This window comes from Okibacterium endophyticum (assembly GCF_054780075.1).
In genome coordinates this window covers 299,704-314,977 of the sequence record NZ_BAAGXA010000005.1, presented here as the reverse complement: position 1 = coordinate 314,977, position 15,274 = coordinate 299,704, and the positions used below count along the sequence as shown (strand labels likewise).

The window sequence follows — 15,274 nt, the reverse complement described above, 5'->3', positions numbered from 1 at the left end:
GCGGCCTTTACGAGGGAGCCGACACGTGACGGCTCGGACGGGCGTACGCGCCGATCGCCCGCACGAACATGGTCAGCCAACCGAACAGCAGCGCCGCCGCGACGAACTCGGTCCCCGTGAGGTTGTAGTAGCCGATCGGAACCCACAGCACGGCGGCGGTCACGATGCCGGCGATGACGAGCAGCGAGACGGCAGCCACCTCTCGTGGGAGGCCCGGCAGGCGCAGCAGGAGCGCCACGAAGACGATGAAGACGACCACCATCCCGGACGCGGCCCCGACATGGATGGGAACGCTGACGGCGTCGGGGACGAAGCCGGCCGTCGCCAGGCACACCCCCATGGCTGCGAACAGGCCGCTGAGAGCCTTCGTCAGCGCCGGCGACTCTCGACCTCGCGCGGTGAGCCCGAGGTCGATGTCGTGCCCGATGAAGCCGGCCAGCGCCGTCAGCACCGCACCCGTGACGATGAGCCCGAGATTGAAGCGGTACCCGGACAGCTCGGCGACGTTGCCGAGCTGCGAGAAGTGCAGCTGCCACCACGACTCGTCCGGGGTCGTCAGCATGCTGGCCATGGTCCCGGTGAGCAGCACGAGGGTCGCGAGCAGCGCCAGCCCTTCGCCGCTGACGCGGGCTCCGGCCAGAGCCGCGACGTAGGTGAGGGCCGCGGCCGCGGCGGCCACCAGGACGGCACCGCCCATCGCGTCGACGGTCAGACCGATGAACCCGAGCTGGAACACACGAGCCGCCGCCAGCACGGAGAAGTACGCCAGGGTCGCCATGCCGGCAGTGACGGCGACGATGTCGATGATCCGTCTGGGCACCGGGATCCTCCGTCGCCACGGGGCGTACCCATTCTTGGTCGCGTGCAGGAACGCTCCCGCGACCGCGACCGCCGCGAACACCGCACTGACCCACGAGGCCACCGCCCCGACGGATTCGTCGCCTGCCAGGGGACGCCTGTCGCCGCCGATCACCACCCCGGCGACGAGCAGTGCCGCGCCGAACGCGACCAGCGCTGCCCGTGTGGCGATGGATTCCACCCGTGCGACATAGTGGTGCGGCTCCTCGACTGTCGAAGAAACCTCCCCGGGAGGCCCGGGCACGGGTGCAATGCTCATGGCACCACGATAAGTGAGCGTGCGGACAGCATCGGTAGTGCTCTCCCTTCTTGAATCTCGTCCAGGCTCCATCTATGCGGCAGTGAAGTCGGAAGCCGATCTCCCCAGCAGTGCCGTCAGCTATTTCTCCACTCGCCCGCCGAGTCCAGTCAGATAGTGGGTCAGAACATTGCCTGGGTCGAGAGCACCGGGTCGTGTCACGCACAGCATGACCAGCGCTTCGCACAGGGCCAGCAGCTCCTCGGCGTGTTCGTCCGGATGGCTAACGCCGATGCTGCCCAGGATGGCGATTGCGCGTGGCCTGGTGGCCAGTGCAATCGGGGCAGTGTCGAAAAGGGGCTCCTGGAGTTCGGGCCACTCACGGAGCTCGGGAAGGATGCTCGCGCGAGCCCGAAGCACCGGCGCAGCTTCCGCGGTACGTTCGATCTCGCTGGTGATGTACGGCACCGCTTCTGCCACCGTCGACGGGCGCGGATACTCGTCCTCAACCAACGGCTCGAAGGCAGGCTCCTTCGAGATCCTCTCGACAGCGAGAGCGAGCAGGTCCTTGCGGGTGGGTGCGTAGTACGAGGTAGTTCCCGGCGGCAATCCTGCAGCGGCGTCCACGCGGCGATGCGTCAGCGCCCGCACGCCCTGGGAATCAATGATCTCGATTGCGGTATTGGCAATCAACTCTCTCCGGCCCGTCAACACGGATCGCCTGGTGGGTCAGCAACGGTCGACAAAGGCTGCAACGGTCGAGCTCGTCCGACTGAGATTTCCATGCGCCCATGGTACTGGGCGTGTTCGCGTCCATCGAGCTCCTGCCACGCGCCGAGGCCTCGCGGACGGGCCGACCGGCGTGCCCGCCTGAAACGCACGATCCGCTCGCCCGTGAATGCGAGGTGAATATTGCGGGACCACGGTGTCCGAGTGTGACAGAAGCCTTGTGCCTCGATGAAGAGCCCGCTACATTCGTAGAGTAACTGGTACATCTGTAGCAGGTGCCCGGGTGCTCCCCGGCGGCAGGAAGGAGTGCGGCTTCATGGCCGGTTCGTGGTTCTGGCGAAAGCACCGACGGCGCGTGTCCGCTGGCGGAGGCTCCCGAGCCCGCCATCTTCTCCTTCCTGCTGGGCCTCGTCGCGCGCCCACCAGGTCAGAGCATCGCTTTTCATGGTCGGTGATGCGACGCGAAAGATCCACCACTCACGGATAGGGAGGAAACACTCATGGTCGGGGATCTGTTCACGAGTTTCTGGGATTTCATCTCGTCGTTGTTCTGGATATTCGTCCTGGTCGCGTATCTGTTCACACTGTTCACGATCGTGTGGGACCTGGTCTCCGACCGCACGCTGAACGGCTGGGCCAAGGCGGCATGGATCGTTTTCCTGTTGTTCGTGCCGGTGCTGACGGCGCTGGTCTATCTCATCGCCCGTGGGCGCGGAATGGCTGAGCGACAGAACGAACGGGCGCAGGCGAACAAGCAGGTCGCAGACGACTACATCCGTTCCGTCGCCGGCCACGGTCCGGCCAGCGAGATCGCCCGGGCCAAAGATCTGCTGGACGCCGGCGCGATCTCGGAAGACGAGTTCTCGACGCTGAAGCGCAATGCGCTCGAGCACGTCCCTGCCCGCTCGGGCGGACAGCCGTCACTGGCACCTGGGAACTGAGGACGAGAGGGCGTCACTGTGATCACGTCGGAGTCCGACAGCGTCGATCAGCTGGTGTCGACGGGCCGCCTGCCCGGGTGGGAGGCGGTGGAGTCGTTGACGGCGGCGGCGTTCAAGCGATACCGAGAGCTCGATTCGGGCGACGTGGCCGATTACATCCCGGTGCTCGCCGACGTGGATCCTTCCTTGTTCGGTCTGTCGGTGAGCGAAGTCAATGGGGCGGTCCACGACGTGGGCGACAGCGGTTATGCGTTCTCGATCCAGTCGGTCTCGAAGGCCTTCGTCTACGCGCTGGTGTGCCAGGAGTACGGGCACGAGGTCGTCAAGGAGCGCGTCGGGGTCAACAACACGGGCCTGTCGTTCAACTCTGTGATGGCGCTCGAGCTCAACGACGGGCATCCGATGAATCCGATGGTCAATGCCGGAGCGATCGCCACGACCGCGCTGATGCCCGGGGCGACCCCGGCGGAGCAGTGGGAGTTGATCAGGACGGGCCTGTCCGCATTCGCGGGACGCCAGCTGACGATGGACGGTGTCGTGTACGCCTCCGAGATGGCGACGAACGCCAGGAACAAAGCCCTCGCGCGTCTTCTCGAGAGCTATGGCCGGCTCGATGCGGATCCGCTCGAGATGGTCGACATCTACACGAGGCAGTGCGCGATGCTCGTCACCTCGCATGACCTCGCCGTGATGGGCGCGACGCTTGCCGACGGGGGCGTGAATCCGGTCACCGGGGTGCAGGTGGTCTCGGCCGAGGTCTGCCGCGACACGCTGTCCATGCTCGCGGCCAGCGGCATGTACGAGCGATCCGGCGAGTGGCTGTTCGAGATCGGCATTCCCGCGAAGTCCGGAGTGGCCGGGGGCATCGTCGCGGTCGCGCCGGGCAAGGGTGCGATCGGTGCCTTCTCCCCACGCCTCAACTCGGCGGGCAACAGCGTCCGCGGCCAGCGGGCCATCGCCTATCTCTCCCGTGCCCTCGGGCTCAACCTCTTCGCATCCGACACGAACACCCAGACCGGAAAGGCATCGTCATGACCGCCACAGCAGAGACCATCGCACGCGCAGAGCGGCGTTCGTGGCTGCCGATGATCGGCCTGTTCCTGGCCCAGATCCTCATGTCGTTCAACGTCGCGGCCCTTCCGATCTCCATCGGCGGAATGGTCGCCGACTACGGCGTGCCACCCACCGTGGCGAGCACGACGATCGTGGTCTACGGCCTGGTCGTCGCGGCGCTGGTGATGACGGGCGCGAAGCTAGGGCAGCGCGTCGGCTGGGTGCTCATCTTCCGCTGCATGGTCGTGGTGTTCGCCTGCTCCTCCCTCATGATGATCTTCTCGCCGTCCGTGGGCTGGGCCATCGCCGGTCAGGCGCTGGCCGGGGCCGCGGCAGCGATCATCGTGCCGTCGCTGGTCGCGCTGATCGCGGAGAACTACTCCGGCGACCAGCAGGCGACTGCCATTGGCTCGCTCGGCTCCGCTCGGGCGCTGTCAGGCATCAGCGCGTTCCTCATCGGCGGCACGCTGGGAACCCTCGTGGGGTGGCGACCGGTGTTCATGGTCGTGCTCGCGATCGCGGTCGCCGTCTTCTTCTTCAGCTTCGCGCTGCGCTCGGACAAGGGTGACGCGGGCATCACGATCGACCTGGTCGCGTCCGTGCTGATCGGCCTGGCGATCATGTTGCTCACCCTGGGCTTCAACAACCTCAACGGGTGGGGCGCGTTCTTCGCCGGGCCCGGGGCACCGTTCGACATCCTGGGCGTCTCGCCCGCGCCGATGCTCATCATTCTCGGCATCGTGTTCGGCCAGGCGTTCTTCGCGTGGACCAGGCGACGCATGCGTGCGGGCAAGGTTCCGCTGGTCGATCTCTCCGTGCTCGGGTCCTCGCGCGAGCGTGCGGCGGTCTATGCGATGTTCATCGTCGTCGCGCTCGAGGCGGCGCTGAACTTCACGGTGCCGTTGTACATCCAGATCGTGCAGGGCCGCACCCCCTTCGAGACGTCGCTGGCGATGATGCCGTTCAACCTGACCGTGTTTGTCACGGCCACATTGGTCGTCCGCTTCTACAAGCGCTACAGCCCGCGAACGATCGGCGTCACCGCATTCATCCTGACAACCGGCGCGCTCGTGTGGCTCTCGTTCGTGGTGACGAACAACTGGGAGACGCTGCCCACGATCCTCGGTCTCTTCGTCTTCGGCGTCGGCCAGGGCGCACTGGTCACCCTCGTGTTCAACGTGCTCGTCACCGCAGCCCCGCCGGAGCTCGCCGGCGACGTCGGTTCGATCCGCGGCAGCACTCAGAACCTGGCCTCCGCGGTGGGCACCGCCATGGTGGGCGCGCTTCTGGTCGCGCTGCTGAGCGTCGGCGTCGGCCGCGCCGTCATGGAGCATCCCGAGCTTCCCGACGAGCTCGTCGCCCAAGTGGACCTCGACAGCGTGAACTTCGTCTCGAACGACGCGCTCGAAGAGGTGCTGTCGCAGACCGATGCGACACCGGCCCAGGTCGAGGAGGCAGTGCAGTTGAACGAGGAGCAGCGTCTGCGCGCACTCAAGCTCGGGCTGCTGATCCTCGCCGGCATCAGCGCCACCGCCATCATCCCCGCGTCCCGCCTCCCCCGCTATCGGCCGCACGAGATCGTCGCGCACGACCAGCCCAAGGCAGATCGTGCGTGACGTGGAGGGGCCCAGGTCGTCGAGCCGGCTCTCCAGCACCTGGGAAAGGGCCCGCCATCTCTGCTGACGGTTCGGGGCGCAGATCCCCGAGATCGAGGAAGACGATAGCGGGTGCTCAGGTGCAGGACGAGGCCCTTCGTGACCACGATGACGGCTCGCCTGGCGTGCGGCTGCCGATGCTGCGAGAGCTGGGCGCTGCGAGCTGGGCTGCGCTCGGCGTCATCGCTCTCGTCGTCGTCATGGCGAGCGCCGTGAGCGCTCTGAGCGGCATTCTCATCCCGCTGGTGATCGCAGTCATCCTCGGTGCGGTCCTCGAACCGGTCGTCCAGGGCCTGCGCCGTCTGCGCGTCCCCGCTGCGCTGGCTGCTGCCGGCGGACTGCTGCTGTCGATCTTCGTGACTGCGGGCATCGTCGCCGTGGTCGTCGCGGGGTTCATCCGTCAGCTGCCGGAGATCTCCGAACAGCTCGGCGAAGGCTGGCGCTCGCTGTACCAGTGGGCCCGCTCCCTCGATCTGGAGGCTTCATGGCTCGAGCAGATCCGCAAGACGATCGATGAGGCCGCGCCGCAGCTCGGGAGCGGCATCCTCGGAATCGTCACCAACACCGTCTACGGCGTGATCTCGCTCGGCATCGGCTGCTTCTTCGCCATGTTCTTCCTGTTCTTCGTGCTCCGTGACGGACATGCGCTCCCGTCGTGGCTCGCCCGCGTCACCGGGCAGGACGAGCAGTTCGTCGTCCAGATCGATTCGGCGGCGAGAGCCTCCCTCCGGGGGTACTTCCGCGGCACCGCGGTGACTGCCCTCATCACGGCCCCGATCTTCGTGATCCCCCTGCTGCTGCTGGGGGTGCCGCTGGTCATCCCCATCGTCATCCTGTACTTCTTCCTCTCGTTCGTCCCCTACGTCGGCGCGTGGATCACGGGAGCGTTCGCCGTGTTGATCGCCTTCGGATCAGGGGGCGCGACGGCGGCCATCATCGTCGCGCTCAGCCTGCTCGTCTCGAACGGAACGATCCAGAGCGTGGTCAGCTCCTGGGCCCTCGGCACGGCGCTGAAGATGCACCCCGTCGCGGTGATGCTGACGACGCTCGTCGGCGGCGTCGTCGCAGGGCTCCTCGGGATGATCCTGGGGCCCCCCCTGCTGTCGGCTGCGCAGAAGGCCATGGCGACCCTCGCAGAGCGGCGGACGGAGCAGCAGCCTTGATCGCCTCGGGTCGCACTGCATGCACGACTCCGGCCATCTCGCCGGATCGCGCGATCGCGCCGGTGCCGAGCTGCTGAGCCTGCCGCGCGTCGGCGAGCTCCGCGCAGCGGCGCGTTCGTTGCATCTGCTCCCCCTGGCCGTGAACGGGACTCGCTTCACCAGGGTTCGTGCCAGCTCATGATGACGAGGCTCGCAGCTGCTGGTCGAGCCAGGCACGGGCCTCCTCCATCAGCGCGCGGGCCGGGGCGGTGTTCTCGAACAGCTCGAACGCGTGGGGCGCGGCCGGGACGGTGCGCAGCTCGACGGTCGCGCCCGCCTCGCGAAGCAGACTGGCGTAGGCGAGAACCTCGTCGTGGAACAGTTCGATCTCAGTGGTGTAGATCCAGGTCGGGGGCAGACCCGTCAGATCGGTGCGGCGCGCGGCCACGGCATAGGCCGGCACCGTCTCGCCGCCGGGTGGCTGCTGCAGATAGGCCGTCCAGCCGAAGCGGTTGGCCCTGTTGTTCCACACGAAGTGATCGACTGCGTCGCGCCCGGCATCGGCTGCGGTCCGGTCGTCGAGCATCGGCGCGAACAGCCACTGGGCGATCGGTTGCACGCCGCCGGCGTCATGGATCCGCTGGACCAGGCAGGCGGCCAGTCCCCCGCCGGCGCTCTCCCCGCCGATCGCCAGTCGCCCCGTGTCGACGTCCAGCTGCTCCGCGTGGGCGAGCAGCCATTGCCAGCCCGCGAAGACGTCGTCGATCGCAGCGGGGCACGGGTCCTCTGGAGCCAGCCGGTAGTCCACGGACACGACCACCGCATCGAGCCGGGCCGCGGTCCGGGCGCACAGCCCGTCGTCCTGCCGCGCCGAGCCCACGACGAGTCCGCCGCCGTGGATCCACAGCAGTGCAGGCCGCGAACACCGACCCTCCGGCTCATAGACCCTCAGAGAGGCACTCCCGACGCGTGCGATGCCGACCCGGACACCGGGAACCCGCGGCGATGGCCAGGAGCGCAGCGCCGCCCGGGTCACGGCCCGTACGACTGGCTTGTCCACGTGCCGGATGCTCGACAGCAGCGCGGTGGCCCGCAGCCGCGGGTCGATGTCGCTGAGCTTCATAGGGTCCTTCTGCTAGGGATTGATGCGCCGAGAGCCATTCTTCCGCACGGATGGGGCCGAAGCTGACGCGCGATCAGCTCGACGAGACAGCTAGTTCTGTCGAGCGAACTCGGGCATGATCTGGTCCTAGAGATGTGGCCGAGGCCATCGCGTTCCTCATCTCGGAGCGATCCCGCCGCACGACGGGCGCGATGCTCGATGTGAGCGGCGGGAGCACGCTCGGGGCGCGTCCACCGAACGCACGGAAGGTGTCGCTGCGCGCAGAAGAAGCAGGTGCTGCGACTCCACCAGGAGGGCGAGCATTCTCCGAGCGAGATCGGCGCGATGTTCGGCGTGAGCAGGCAGACCGTTCGATGCGGAGCACTGATCAGTCCGCCGCGGCCTGGGAACGACCCGAAGAGGGTCACCGGAGGCCGGTTCTCGTACCGAACGACGTCAGGCCTGGAGTATTGCTCCCGCAGCGATGTTGGCGATCAGAAATCCTGCGATCACGGCGACGAGCGCGAACAGCGGCGTGAGCCAGGCCCACGTCCTCCGGCGGTTCATGGCCATGACGATGAATCCTGCTGCGACGACCACGACGCAGTAGCCGACGTAGAGGTACAGCGTCATCATGAGCGATGAGCCGCTGCACTCCGGCGAGCAGCCGGCGGTCTCCAGTCCGCGGAAGCCGAGTGCTCCGACCAGGATCACGGCGATGACGACGGCCAGTGCGGAGAAGAGCGCACCGAGCCAGAATTTGTATGAGGCCGATGATGAAGAACGGGACTCGAATACGTGTTCTGGCATGAATTCATCCTATTTTGAGGTGTTGCGCGAGTCCGGCTCCGTGATCATCGGGCTCGAGCCGCGGTCGAGCAGCACGCGCCGTCGGCGCGTGGCTCGCATCGTCAAGGCCTGAATCAGGTGATGATGCCGGCGCGGGCGAGGCGCTCCAGCGACTCGGAGGATGGCGTCTCGTCGCCCCTCCCCAGCCGCGCGACGTGAGCCTCATCCCAGCCGAGCCGCGCGGCCAGGGCGCTCTGCGTCAGGCCGTGCTCGGCGCGGTAGCGGACGAGGGCCGTGCTCACGGCGTCGGCCAGCGCCAGGCGGTCGGCCTCGGCCGCGTATGCAGGGGCCTGGGCGCGGCGCTCCTGGCGCACGTCGCCGTGCCGCCGCAGGTCCGACAGCCTCAGCCTGTCCATGGGCAGCAGTCTATGAGCGGCGTGTCGAGAGCCGAAGCTCCGATCAGCGCTCGCTCACGGTCGCCACATGGTCTGAGCAGCGCGTCCAGGCCGCGATCGCGCTCATGTGTCGCGCCTGGCGAAGCGCAGCGTCGCGGGGACGACGGCGGCCAGGGTCCAGGCGACGACGACGAGCCAGCACACGATCGCCGGGGGCGCGGTCTCGGGGACGGTGGCGTACCAGAGCGCGTAGGAGGCCATGTCCGGCAGGAAGTACCAGTTCTGCCCCTGGAGCAGCGGGCTCACGATCAGCAGGTAGACGAGCAGGATCGCCGCCGCCGGGACGGCCCTTCGGATGAGGAGCCCGAGGGCCGCGGAGAGGAGCGCCATACAGGTGAGGTAACCGGCCGCGCCGAAGACGATCCGCGCCACCAGTGCTCCATCGAGCTCGGTGATCGCGGTGCCGCTGGAGACGAGCACCGTGCCGATGCTGATCGCGATCGTCAGCAGCGCCATGGAGAAGACCGTGATGGCCAGGGCCGTGTTGGCTGCGAGGCGCTGGAGAACCCGATGGGGCACGGCGATGAGGGTGGTGCGGATCTGGCCGCCGATGTACTCGGAGGTGGCGGCGATGACGCCGAGGAGGAAGAAGCCGACCTGGGACCAGCCGAGGGCGACGACGCCGTAGTCGAGGACGTTCACCGCGTCGGCCGTCACGTCGGCACCGGTCGTGAACTCGGCATCCCGGATGAACAGGAGCGATAACAGGACGGTCAGGGCGAGCGTGCCCGCGAGCGTGAGCCAGATCGCCGGGAGCGACCGCAGCTTCGACAGCTCGGCGCGGGTGGCGGCGACATAGGCGCTGAGCGCGCCGCGCTGGACGGGTCCGGCATGGCCTCCGACCAGGGAGGCCGTGGTGCTGTCCATGTCAGGCATCCCGCCTCGAGAAGACGACGCCGGCGACCGCGAGCAGGACCGCGACCCAGGCCGTCATGACAAGGCCGCCGGTCAGGGGTGCGATGTGCACGCCGGTCTCGACGGTGGTGAACATCCGCATCCCGGCGAGGTCGGGCAGCCAGTTCGCGGCCGGGATGGACTGGGCGAGCAGGTAGGTGACGGTCACGGCCGAGGAGTTCGCGACGAGCACGGACATGGGAATGGTGCCGTTGCGCGTGAAGACGGTGAGGGCGAAGGCCAGCAGCGCCATGAGCACCCAGTACACGAGGGCCCCGCCCATCCGACCGAGCGCGTCGGCGTCGAGCGGCGGGGCGGCACCGTCCTCGACGAGCAGGCCGACCGTCGCGAAGACGGCGGCGATGGCGAGCACGGCCATCAGCGCCGTGGCGATCACGACGGCGACGATCTTGGCGATCAGGAGCCGGCTGCGCGACGTGGTCGCGGTCAGCGTGGTGGTGATCTGGCGTCCGCCTGCGGACTCCTCCCCCTCTGCGGTGTACTCGCTGCCGATCACGCTGACGCCCAGGACGATCGCGCCGACGACGCCGATGGCCAGTTCCGAGAACCCGGTGTTCTCCCCAGGCGTCGAGGTCAGGCTGGTGATCACGGCGATGCCGGTGGGGACGACGAGGCCGGCGGCGAAGGCGATCCAGGTCGACGGGAGGCTCGCGAGCTTGGACAGCTCCGCGCGCAGGGCCCTCATCGCGCGTCCCGGTCATCGGTGAGGGCGAAGAACGCCGACTCGAGGCTCGGGTGGTCGCCGGTGATCTCGTCCAGCGTCCCGTCCGCGACGATCCGGCCCTTGCGGATGACGACGACGTCGTCGACGGTCTCGGCGAGCTCCCCCATCAGGTGCGAGGACAGCAGCACGGTCCGGCCCTGCTCCGCCTGGTCGCGCAGGAACAGGCGGATCCAGCGGATGCCCTCGGGGTCGAGGCCGTTGACCGGCTCGTCGAGGACGAGCGCCTCGGGGTCGGCCAGCAGCGCGGCGGCAAGTCCCAGCCTGCGCCCCATGCCCAGGGAGTAGGTGCTCACGCGCTTGCCGGCGGCGTCCGCGATGCCCACGGTCTCCAGCAGCTCCTCGACGCGCGCGTCGCCGATCCCCGCGGCCCTCGCGACCCAGCGCAGATGGGCGCGCCCGGTGCGCGAGCGGTGCGCGCCGGAGCCGTCGAGCACCGCGCCCACCTTGCGCATCGGGTCGCGCAGGGTGCGGAAGTCCTGGCCGTCGACCAGGGCGGTGCCGGACGTCGCGCGGTCCAGGCCCAGGAGGATCCGCAGAGTGCTGGACTTGCCGGCTCCGTTGGGCCCGAGGAAGCCGGTGACCCGTCCCGGGCGGGCCTGGAAGGAGATGTCGGTGAGGATGTCTCGAGTGCCGCGGCGCTTCGAGAGTCGGTCGAATGTGAGCATGCCTCCATGCCAGCAGGCGGCGGAATGGGACGCATTGGCCCGGGGTGCAGTCCTGCTTCGGCGGTCCTAGACCACGGTCTAAGGACTTCCACACCACCGCTGCCTAGGCTGGAACGATGGAAGATGCGCAGCGGCCAAGCTGGACGTCGCGGGCATGGCCCGCGGCGCTCGGGCTGGTCGCGCTGCTGGTCGCCCTCCTGCTGCTCTTCCCGCCGAGCCCGGGCACGTCGTGGATCGTCGCCGCGTTCGGCGTTCTCGTGGTCCTCGTCACCGTCTGGGCCTGGTGGCGGACCAGACGGCAGCGCATCATCCACGAGAGCCGCCTCGAGGCGTGGGCGCGCGAGCGCGCCGCGATGGACGAGCGCCTGAAGATCGCCCGCGAGCTCCACGACCTCGCCTCGCACGGGCTCGGGGTGATGACCGTCCGGGCGTCGACGGCGAAGCTCGCCGACGACGAGGAGCGGCTGACCGCGCTCGACGACATCGAACGAGTCGGTCGGCGGGCGACCGATCAGCTGCGCAGCATGCTCACCGTCCTGCGGGCCTCCGACGCGGACGCGCCAATGCGCCCGCCCGAGACCGTCGCCGACCTCGCGGGCATCGTCGAGACGGCCCGCCAGGCGGGCGTCGACGTCGACGCGGCCATCGAGAGCGCGCAGCTCGGGGATCTCTCACCGGAGATGCAGGTGACGATCTGCGCCGTGGTGCGCGAGGCACTGTCGAACACGGCTCGACACGCCGGCCGCACGAGCGCCCGCGTGTCCGTCAGCGTGCAGGGCGACCTCGTCAGGGTCGACGTCGCCGACGACGGGCCCTCGCCGGGCTGGCGGCCCCACGCGGGCACAGGGCACGGCCTGGCCGGCCTGCGGGAACGGGTAGCTCTCCATGACGGCGTGCTGACGGCAGGTCCGGCCGGTGATGGGTTCCGGCTCGTCGCCGAGCTGCCGAGAGGACGGACGACGTGAGCGCGACGGAGGAGGAAGCCACGATCCGCGTCCTCCTCGTCGACGACGAGCCGCTGCTGCGGCGCAGCCTCGGCATCGCGATCGACCACGAACCGAGACTTCGCGTCGTCGGAGAGGCCGGCGACGGAGCAGAAGCCCTGGCGAGGACGCGCGAGCTGCGCCCGGACATCGTGCTCATGGACATCCGGATGCCCGAGCTCGACGGGATCGAAGCGACCAGGCGCATCACCGCCAGCCCTGAGCTGAGCAGCACCCGTGTGATCGTGCTGACCATGTTCGAGATGGACGAGTACGTCTACGGGGCGCTGTCCGCCGGTGCCAGCGCGTTCCTGCTCAAGGACGCCTTCCCGGGCCAGCTGACCGACGCGATCCGGCGCGTCCATGCCGGCGAGTCGCTCTTCGCCCCGCAGATCATGCGCCGCCTCGTCGATCACTATGTCGAGCGCCCCAGGACCACCGCCCCGCGCCGCCCCGCCGGGCTGACGGACCGAGAAGAAGAAGTGCTGGTTCTGATCGCCCGTGGGCTGTCGAACGCGGAGATCGCCAGCGAGCTGACCGTCACCATGCACACCGTCAAGGCCCACATCGGGGCCCTGCGGTCCAAGCTCCACGCCCGGGACCGGGCGCAGCTCGTCATCGCCGCGTACTCGCACGGGCTCGTCAGCGGGGATGCCTCCGCGGCTGAGCGCCGCTGACGTTGGGGCTTAGGCGAGCTCCGCGACGGGTCAGTAGGTGTCGACGTCCGTGTCGACGCCGCCGTCGCAGACATGGCTCGAGGCCAGCCCTTCGGACTCGCTCATCTGGGTCGCGGTCTGTCCTGCCATCGTGAGCACGCCGTCTGAGATGTGGATCGGAACGCTCATCTGCTCTCCGTCCACGGTGGCCGTCATCTCGGTGCGGTCCGCGTTGACCTCGCCCGTCGTGGTGGGCTCGGCAGGGATGGTCGGCACCGAGTCGGCGCACTCGAGCTCGTAGATCTCGAAGGTCGAGCCGTCGATGACGACCCGGGTGCTCTCGTCGCCCTGGTGGTTCCAGTACTCGCCGTCGACGCTCTGCGCGCCGCAGCCGGTGAGCGCCAGCATGACGCCGGCCAGGCCGACAACGGTCGCGGCGATCTTGTGCCGCGTCGCCGATGCGGTCCTGGTGCTGGTCATGTCCGTTGTGTCCTTCTCTCTCGTCTCAGCGGGCATCGGATCAGCTGCACACGTGGCTGGCGGCCAGCCCCTCGGCCTCGCTCATCTGCGTGTACACCTCGCCGCCGATGGTGAGGACGCCGTCTGAGATGCTGATCGCGACGGGCTCGTCCTCGTCCTGCAGAGTCAGCTCGGTGAAGTCGCCGTTGAGCTTCCCGGTCAGCGAGGGCTCGTCGGCCGCCGCGGGCTGGTCGTCGACGCAGTCGATCATGTAGAGCTCGATCGTCGAGCCGCTGATGACCGCCTGCGCGCTGTCGTTGTTGTGGTGGGTGAAGTAGGTGCCGTCGATGTCGGGGCTGCCGGAGCAGCCGGTGAGCGCGAGCACGACTCCTGCGAGTCCGAAGGCCGCCGTGAGGATCTTGCCGTGCTTGCTGAACGCGGTCTTGGTCGTCAATGCAGTCCCCCTGCGCGAGTTCTTCTCGTGTACGAGCAGAACCTATCAAGCAATAGGCGCGTTTACGCTACTGTGCACTGAACGCGCCTCCGCGAGCGTGGGAGGCATGCCTGCTCCCGTCCCCGACCTGCGCGCCCTCGGCGTCGAGATCGCGCGCCTGCGCCGCGAGAGGGGCATGTCGATCGACCGGCTCGCTGAGGCGGCCGACGTGCATCGGAAGTCGATCATTCAAATCGAGGCCGGCCGGGTCGCCGCGAAGATCAGCACCCTTCACGGCATCGCCCATGCCCTCGGCGTCCCGCTGCCGGAGCTCGTCGCGCCGGTGTGCGCCCGGCACCCGAAGGCCGTGGGCACGCCGACTCCGATCGTGTAGGCGGTCGTCAGCTCGCGCTGAACACGGTAGACACGAGGACTGCGTAACTGGCCGTGCCCCCGGCGATGCTCAGGAGCATGTTCGCCTTCCAGAGGTGCAGCGCCGCGGTCGCGAGCACTCCAATCGCTGCCGGGATGACGCTCGAGGCGTCCACGATCTCGACGTGCCGGAGCGTGTAGACGGTGAGGATCACCATCACGCCGACCGGGATGCGCTCCGCGAGGTACGGCAGGAGCTCGCTGTGGCGCAGCGGGGCGAGGATCGCGAACGGCAGGGCGCGCAGCCCCCAGGTCACCGCGGCTGCGACGAACGTGACGGTGAGAAGGTACTGGACGTCATCCACGGCAGACCCTCCAGCGCTTCCAGACGTAGGAGACCAGCAGTACCGCGACGAAGGCTCCCATCGCGGACAGGATCATGGAGTCGCCGGCGAACACGGCGAAGAACAGCGCGCAGGCGAGAGCGATCAGCGGGATCGGTACGGAGCGACGGGCGCGGTAGGCGTCGATGCCGAGGACGACGAAGAACGCGGTGATCGCGAAGTCCAGCCCGACGACGCTCGGCGGGATGAGGGAACCAGCGAGCACGCCGACGGTGGCGCTGACGACCCAGTTCACGTAGAACACCGATTGGATGCCGAGGATGCGTGCGCCGGTCCAAGTGCGGGCCTCGGGGTGCGCGGTCAGCGCCCATGCCTCGTCGCAGAGGATGTAGGTGCTCAGGACGCGGAGGCCACGGGAGCGGATCTGGTGCAGCGGGAAGGACAACGCGTAGAAGACGTGGCGGAAGTTCACCAGCAGCGCCGTCAGCGCCACCGAGGCAAGAGGAGAGGCCGCGACGACCATGCCGACCAGCAGGAACTCCAGAGACCCGGCGAAGATCACGCCCGTGAAGAGCGGAGCCGTCCACCACGGCAGGCCGGACTGCGAGATGAGCACACCCAGCGCCATGCCCAGGGGTGCCATCGCGACCCCGGCGGGCAACGCGATGCGGATGCCTGCGAGGGCCTCCTTGGGCACGCTCGGGCCTGTTCGCTCGCCAAGGCTGGCAACTGACTCTTCCATCCTGCAATGGTAGGGAAGA

At 68.4% G+C, this 15,274-nt stretch carries 19 protein-coding genes; 7 read left to right on the top strand and 12 right to left on the bottom strand.

Going from position 1 to position 15,274, the window contains the following annotated elements; genetic code table 11:
- Nucleotides 1-7: 7 nt before the first annotated feature.
- Both ACYVF5_RS05685 and ACYVF5_RS05680 read right to left on the bottom strand, forming a co-directional pair.
- Nucleotides 8-1,117 (bottom strand): DUF998 domain-containing protein, encoded by a 1,110-nt coding sequence (locus ACYVF5_RS05685; protein ID WP_460944213.1) that lies wholly within the window; start codon nt 1,115-1,117, stop codon nt 8-10.
- Nucleotides 1,118-1,237: 120 nt separating this feature from the next.
- Nucleotides 1,238-1,789 carry a TetR/AcrR family transcriptional regulator gene (locus tag ACYVF5_RS05680; protein ID WP_460944211.1) on the bottom strand — a complete coding sequence of 184 codons (552 nt, stop codon included), beginning with the start codon at nt 1,787-1,789 and terminating at the stop codon, nt 1,238-1,240.
- Between the two features lie 536 nt (nt 1,790-2,325).
- On the opposite strand from ACYVF5_RS05680, the gene ACYVF5_RS05675 reads away from it, so the two are divergent.
- The 4 genes from ACYVF5_RS05675 to ACYVF5_RS05660 all read left to right on the top strand — a co-directional run bounded on the left by ACYVF5_RS05675 (nt 2,326) and on the right by ACYVF5_RS05660 (nt 6,637).
- Nucleotides 2,326-2,766 (top strand): SHOCT domain-containing protein, encoded by a 441-nt coding sequence (locus ACYVF5_RS05675; RefSeq protein WP_460944209.1) that lies wholly within the window; start codon nt 2,326-2,328, stop codon nt 2,764-2,766.
- Between the two features lie 21 nt (nt 2,767-2,787).
- A complete protein-coding gene (gene glsA, locus ACYVF5_RS05670) occupies nt 2,788-3,801 on the top strand; it encodes a glutaminase A (RefSeq protein WP_460945287.1) in 1,014 nt (337 codons plus the stop codon).
- Nucleotides 3,798-5,435: an MFS transporter gene (locus tag ACYVF5_RS05665; RefSeq protein WP_460944208.1), complete on the top strand. Its 1,638-nt coding sequence runs from the start codon at nt 3,798-3,800 to the stop codon at nt 5,433-5,435. Before glsA ends, ACYVF5_RS05665 begins: the two co-directional genes overlap by 4 nt.
- Nucleotides 5,436-5,554: 119 nt before the next feature.
- Nucleotides 5,555-6,637: an AI-2E family transporter gene (locus ACYVF5_RS05660; RefSeq protein ID WP_460944206.1), complete on the top strand. Its 1,083-nt coding sequence runs from the start codon at nt 5,555-5,557 to the stop codon at nt 6,635-6,637.
- 175 nt (nt 6,638-6,812) lie between these two features.
- On the opposite strand, the gene ACYVF5_RS05655 is transcribed toward ACYVF5_RS05660, so the two are convergent.
- From ACYVF5_RS05655 to ACYVF5_RS05630, 6 genes are all read right to left on the bottom strand, one after another.
- Complete coding sequence (locus ACYVF5_RS05655) at nt 6,813-7,739, bottom strand: alpha/beta hydrolase (protein ID WP_460944204.1); 927 nt, start codon at nt 7,737-7,739, stop codon at nt 6,813-6,815.
- Nucleotides 7,740-8,174: 435 nt separating this feature from the next.
- Entirely contained in the window at nt 8,175-8,528 is a 354-nt protein-coding gene (locus ACYVF5_RS05650; RefSeq protein WP_460944202.1) for a hypothetical protein, read from the bottom strand.
- Nucleotides 8,529-8,641: 113 nt separating this feature from the next.
- Entirely contained in the window at nt 8,642-8,923 is a 282-nt protein-coding gene (locus ACYVF5_RS05645) for a helix-turn-helix domain-containing protein (protein WP_460944200.1), read from the bottom strand.
- Between the two features lie 102 nt (nt 8,924-9,025).
- Nucleotides 9,026-9,829 (bottom strand): hypothetical protein, encoded by an 804-nt coding sequence (locus tag ACYVF5_RS05640; protein ID WP_460944198.1) that lies wholly within the window; start codon nt 9,827-9,829, stop codon nt 9,026-9,028.
- A 1-nt stretch (nt 9,830) separates the two neighbouring features.
- Nucleotides 9,831-10,562, bottom strand: coding sequence for an ABC transporter permease (locus ACYVF5_RS05635; protein WP_460944196.1), 732 nt, complete (start codon nt 10,560-10,562; stop codon nt 9,831-9,833).
- On the bottom strand, nt 10,559-11,266 hold the full coding sequence (locus ACYVF5_RS05630; RefSeq protein ID WP_460944194.1) for an ABC transporter ATP-binding protein: 708 nt from the start codon (nt 11,264-11,266) through the stop codon (nt 10,559-10,561). Before ACYVF5_RS05630 ends, ACYVF5_RS05635 begins: the two co-directional genes overlap by 4 nt.
- 116 nt (nt 11,267-11,382) lie before the next feature.
- Between ACYVF5_RS05630 and ACYVF5_RS05625 the strand changes: the two genes are divergently transcribed.
- A complete protein-coding gene (locus ACYVF5_RS05625) occupies nt 11,383-12,231 on the top strand; it encodes a sensor histidine kinase (RefSeq protein WP_460944192.1) in 849 nt (282 codons plus the stop codon).
- Entirely contained in the window at nt 12,228-12,926 is a 699-nt protein-coding gene (locus ACYVF5_RS05620; protein ID WP_460944190.1) for a response regulator, read from the top strand. The genes ACYVF5_RS05625 and ACYVF5_RS05620 overlap by 4 nt, the downstream gene beginning before the upstream one ends.
- A gap of 30 nt (nt 12,927-12,956) precedes the next feature.
- On the opposite strand, the gene ACYVF5_RS05615 is transcribed toward ACYVF5_RS05620, so the two are convergent.
- Nucleotides 12,957-13,385, bottom strand: a complete 429-nt coding sequence (locus ACYVF5_RS05615; protein WP_460944188.1) for a hypothetical protein — start codon at nt 13,383-13,385, stop codon at nt 12,957-12,959.
- 40 nt (nt 13,386-13,425) lie between these two features.
- Entirely contained in the window at nt 13,426-13,818 is a 393-nt protein-coding gene (locus tag ACYVF5_RS05610) for a hypothetical protein (protein WP_460944187.1), read from the bottom strand.
- Between the two features lie 106 nt (nt 13,819-13,924).
- Between ACYVF5_RS05610 and ACYVF5_RS05605 the strand changes: the two genes are divergently transcribed.
- Nucleotides 13,925-14,191 carry a helix-turn-helix domain-containing protein gene (locus ACYVF5_RS05605; protein WP_460944185.1) on the top strand — a complete coding sequence of 89 codons (267 nt, stop codon included), beginning with the start codon at nt 13,925-13,927 and terminating at the stop codon, nt 14,189-14,191.
- Between the two features lie 7 nt (nt 14,192-14,198).
- On the opposite strand, the gene ACYVF5_RS05600 is transcribed toward ACYVF5_RS05605, so the two are convergent.
- Together ACYVF5_RS05600 and ACYVF5_RS05595 are read right to left on the bottom strand one after the other, a co-directional pair.
- A complete protein-coding gene (locus ACYVF5_RS05600) occupies nt 14,199-14,534 on the bottom strand; it encodes a branched-chain amino acid transporter permease (protein WP_460944183.1) in 336 nt (111 codons plus the stop codon).
- Entirely contained in the window at nt 14,527-15,255 is a 729-nt protein-coding gene (locus ACYVF5_RS05595) for an AzlC family ABC transporter permease (protein ID WP_460944181.1), read from the bottom strand. Before ACYVF5_RS05595 ends, ACYVF5_RS05600 begins: the two co-directional genes overlap by 8 nt.
- Nucleotides 15,256-15,274 lie beyond the last annotated feature (19 nt).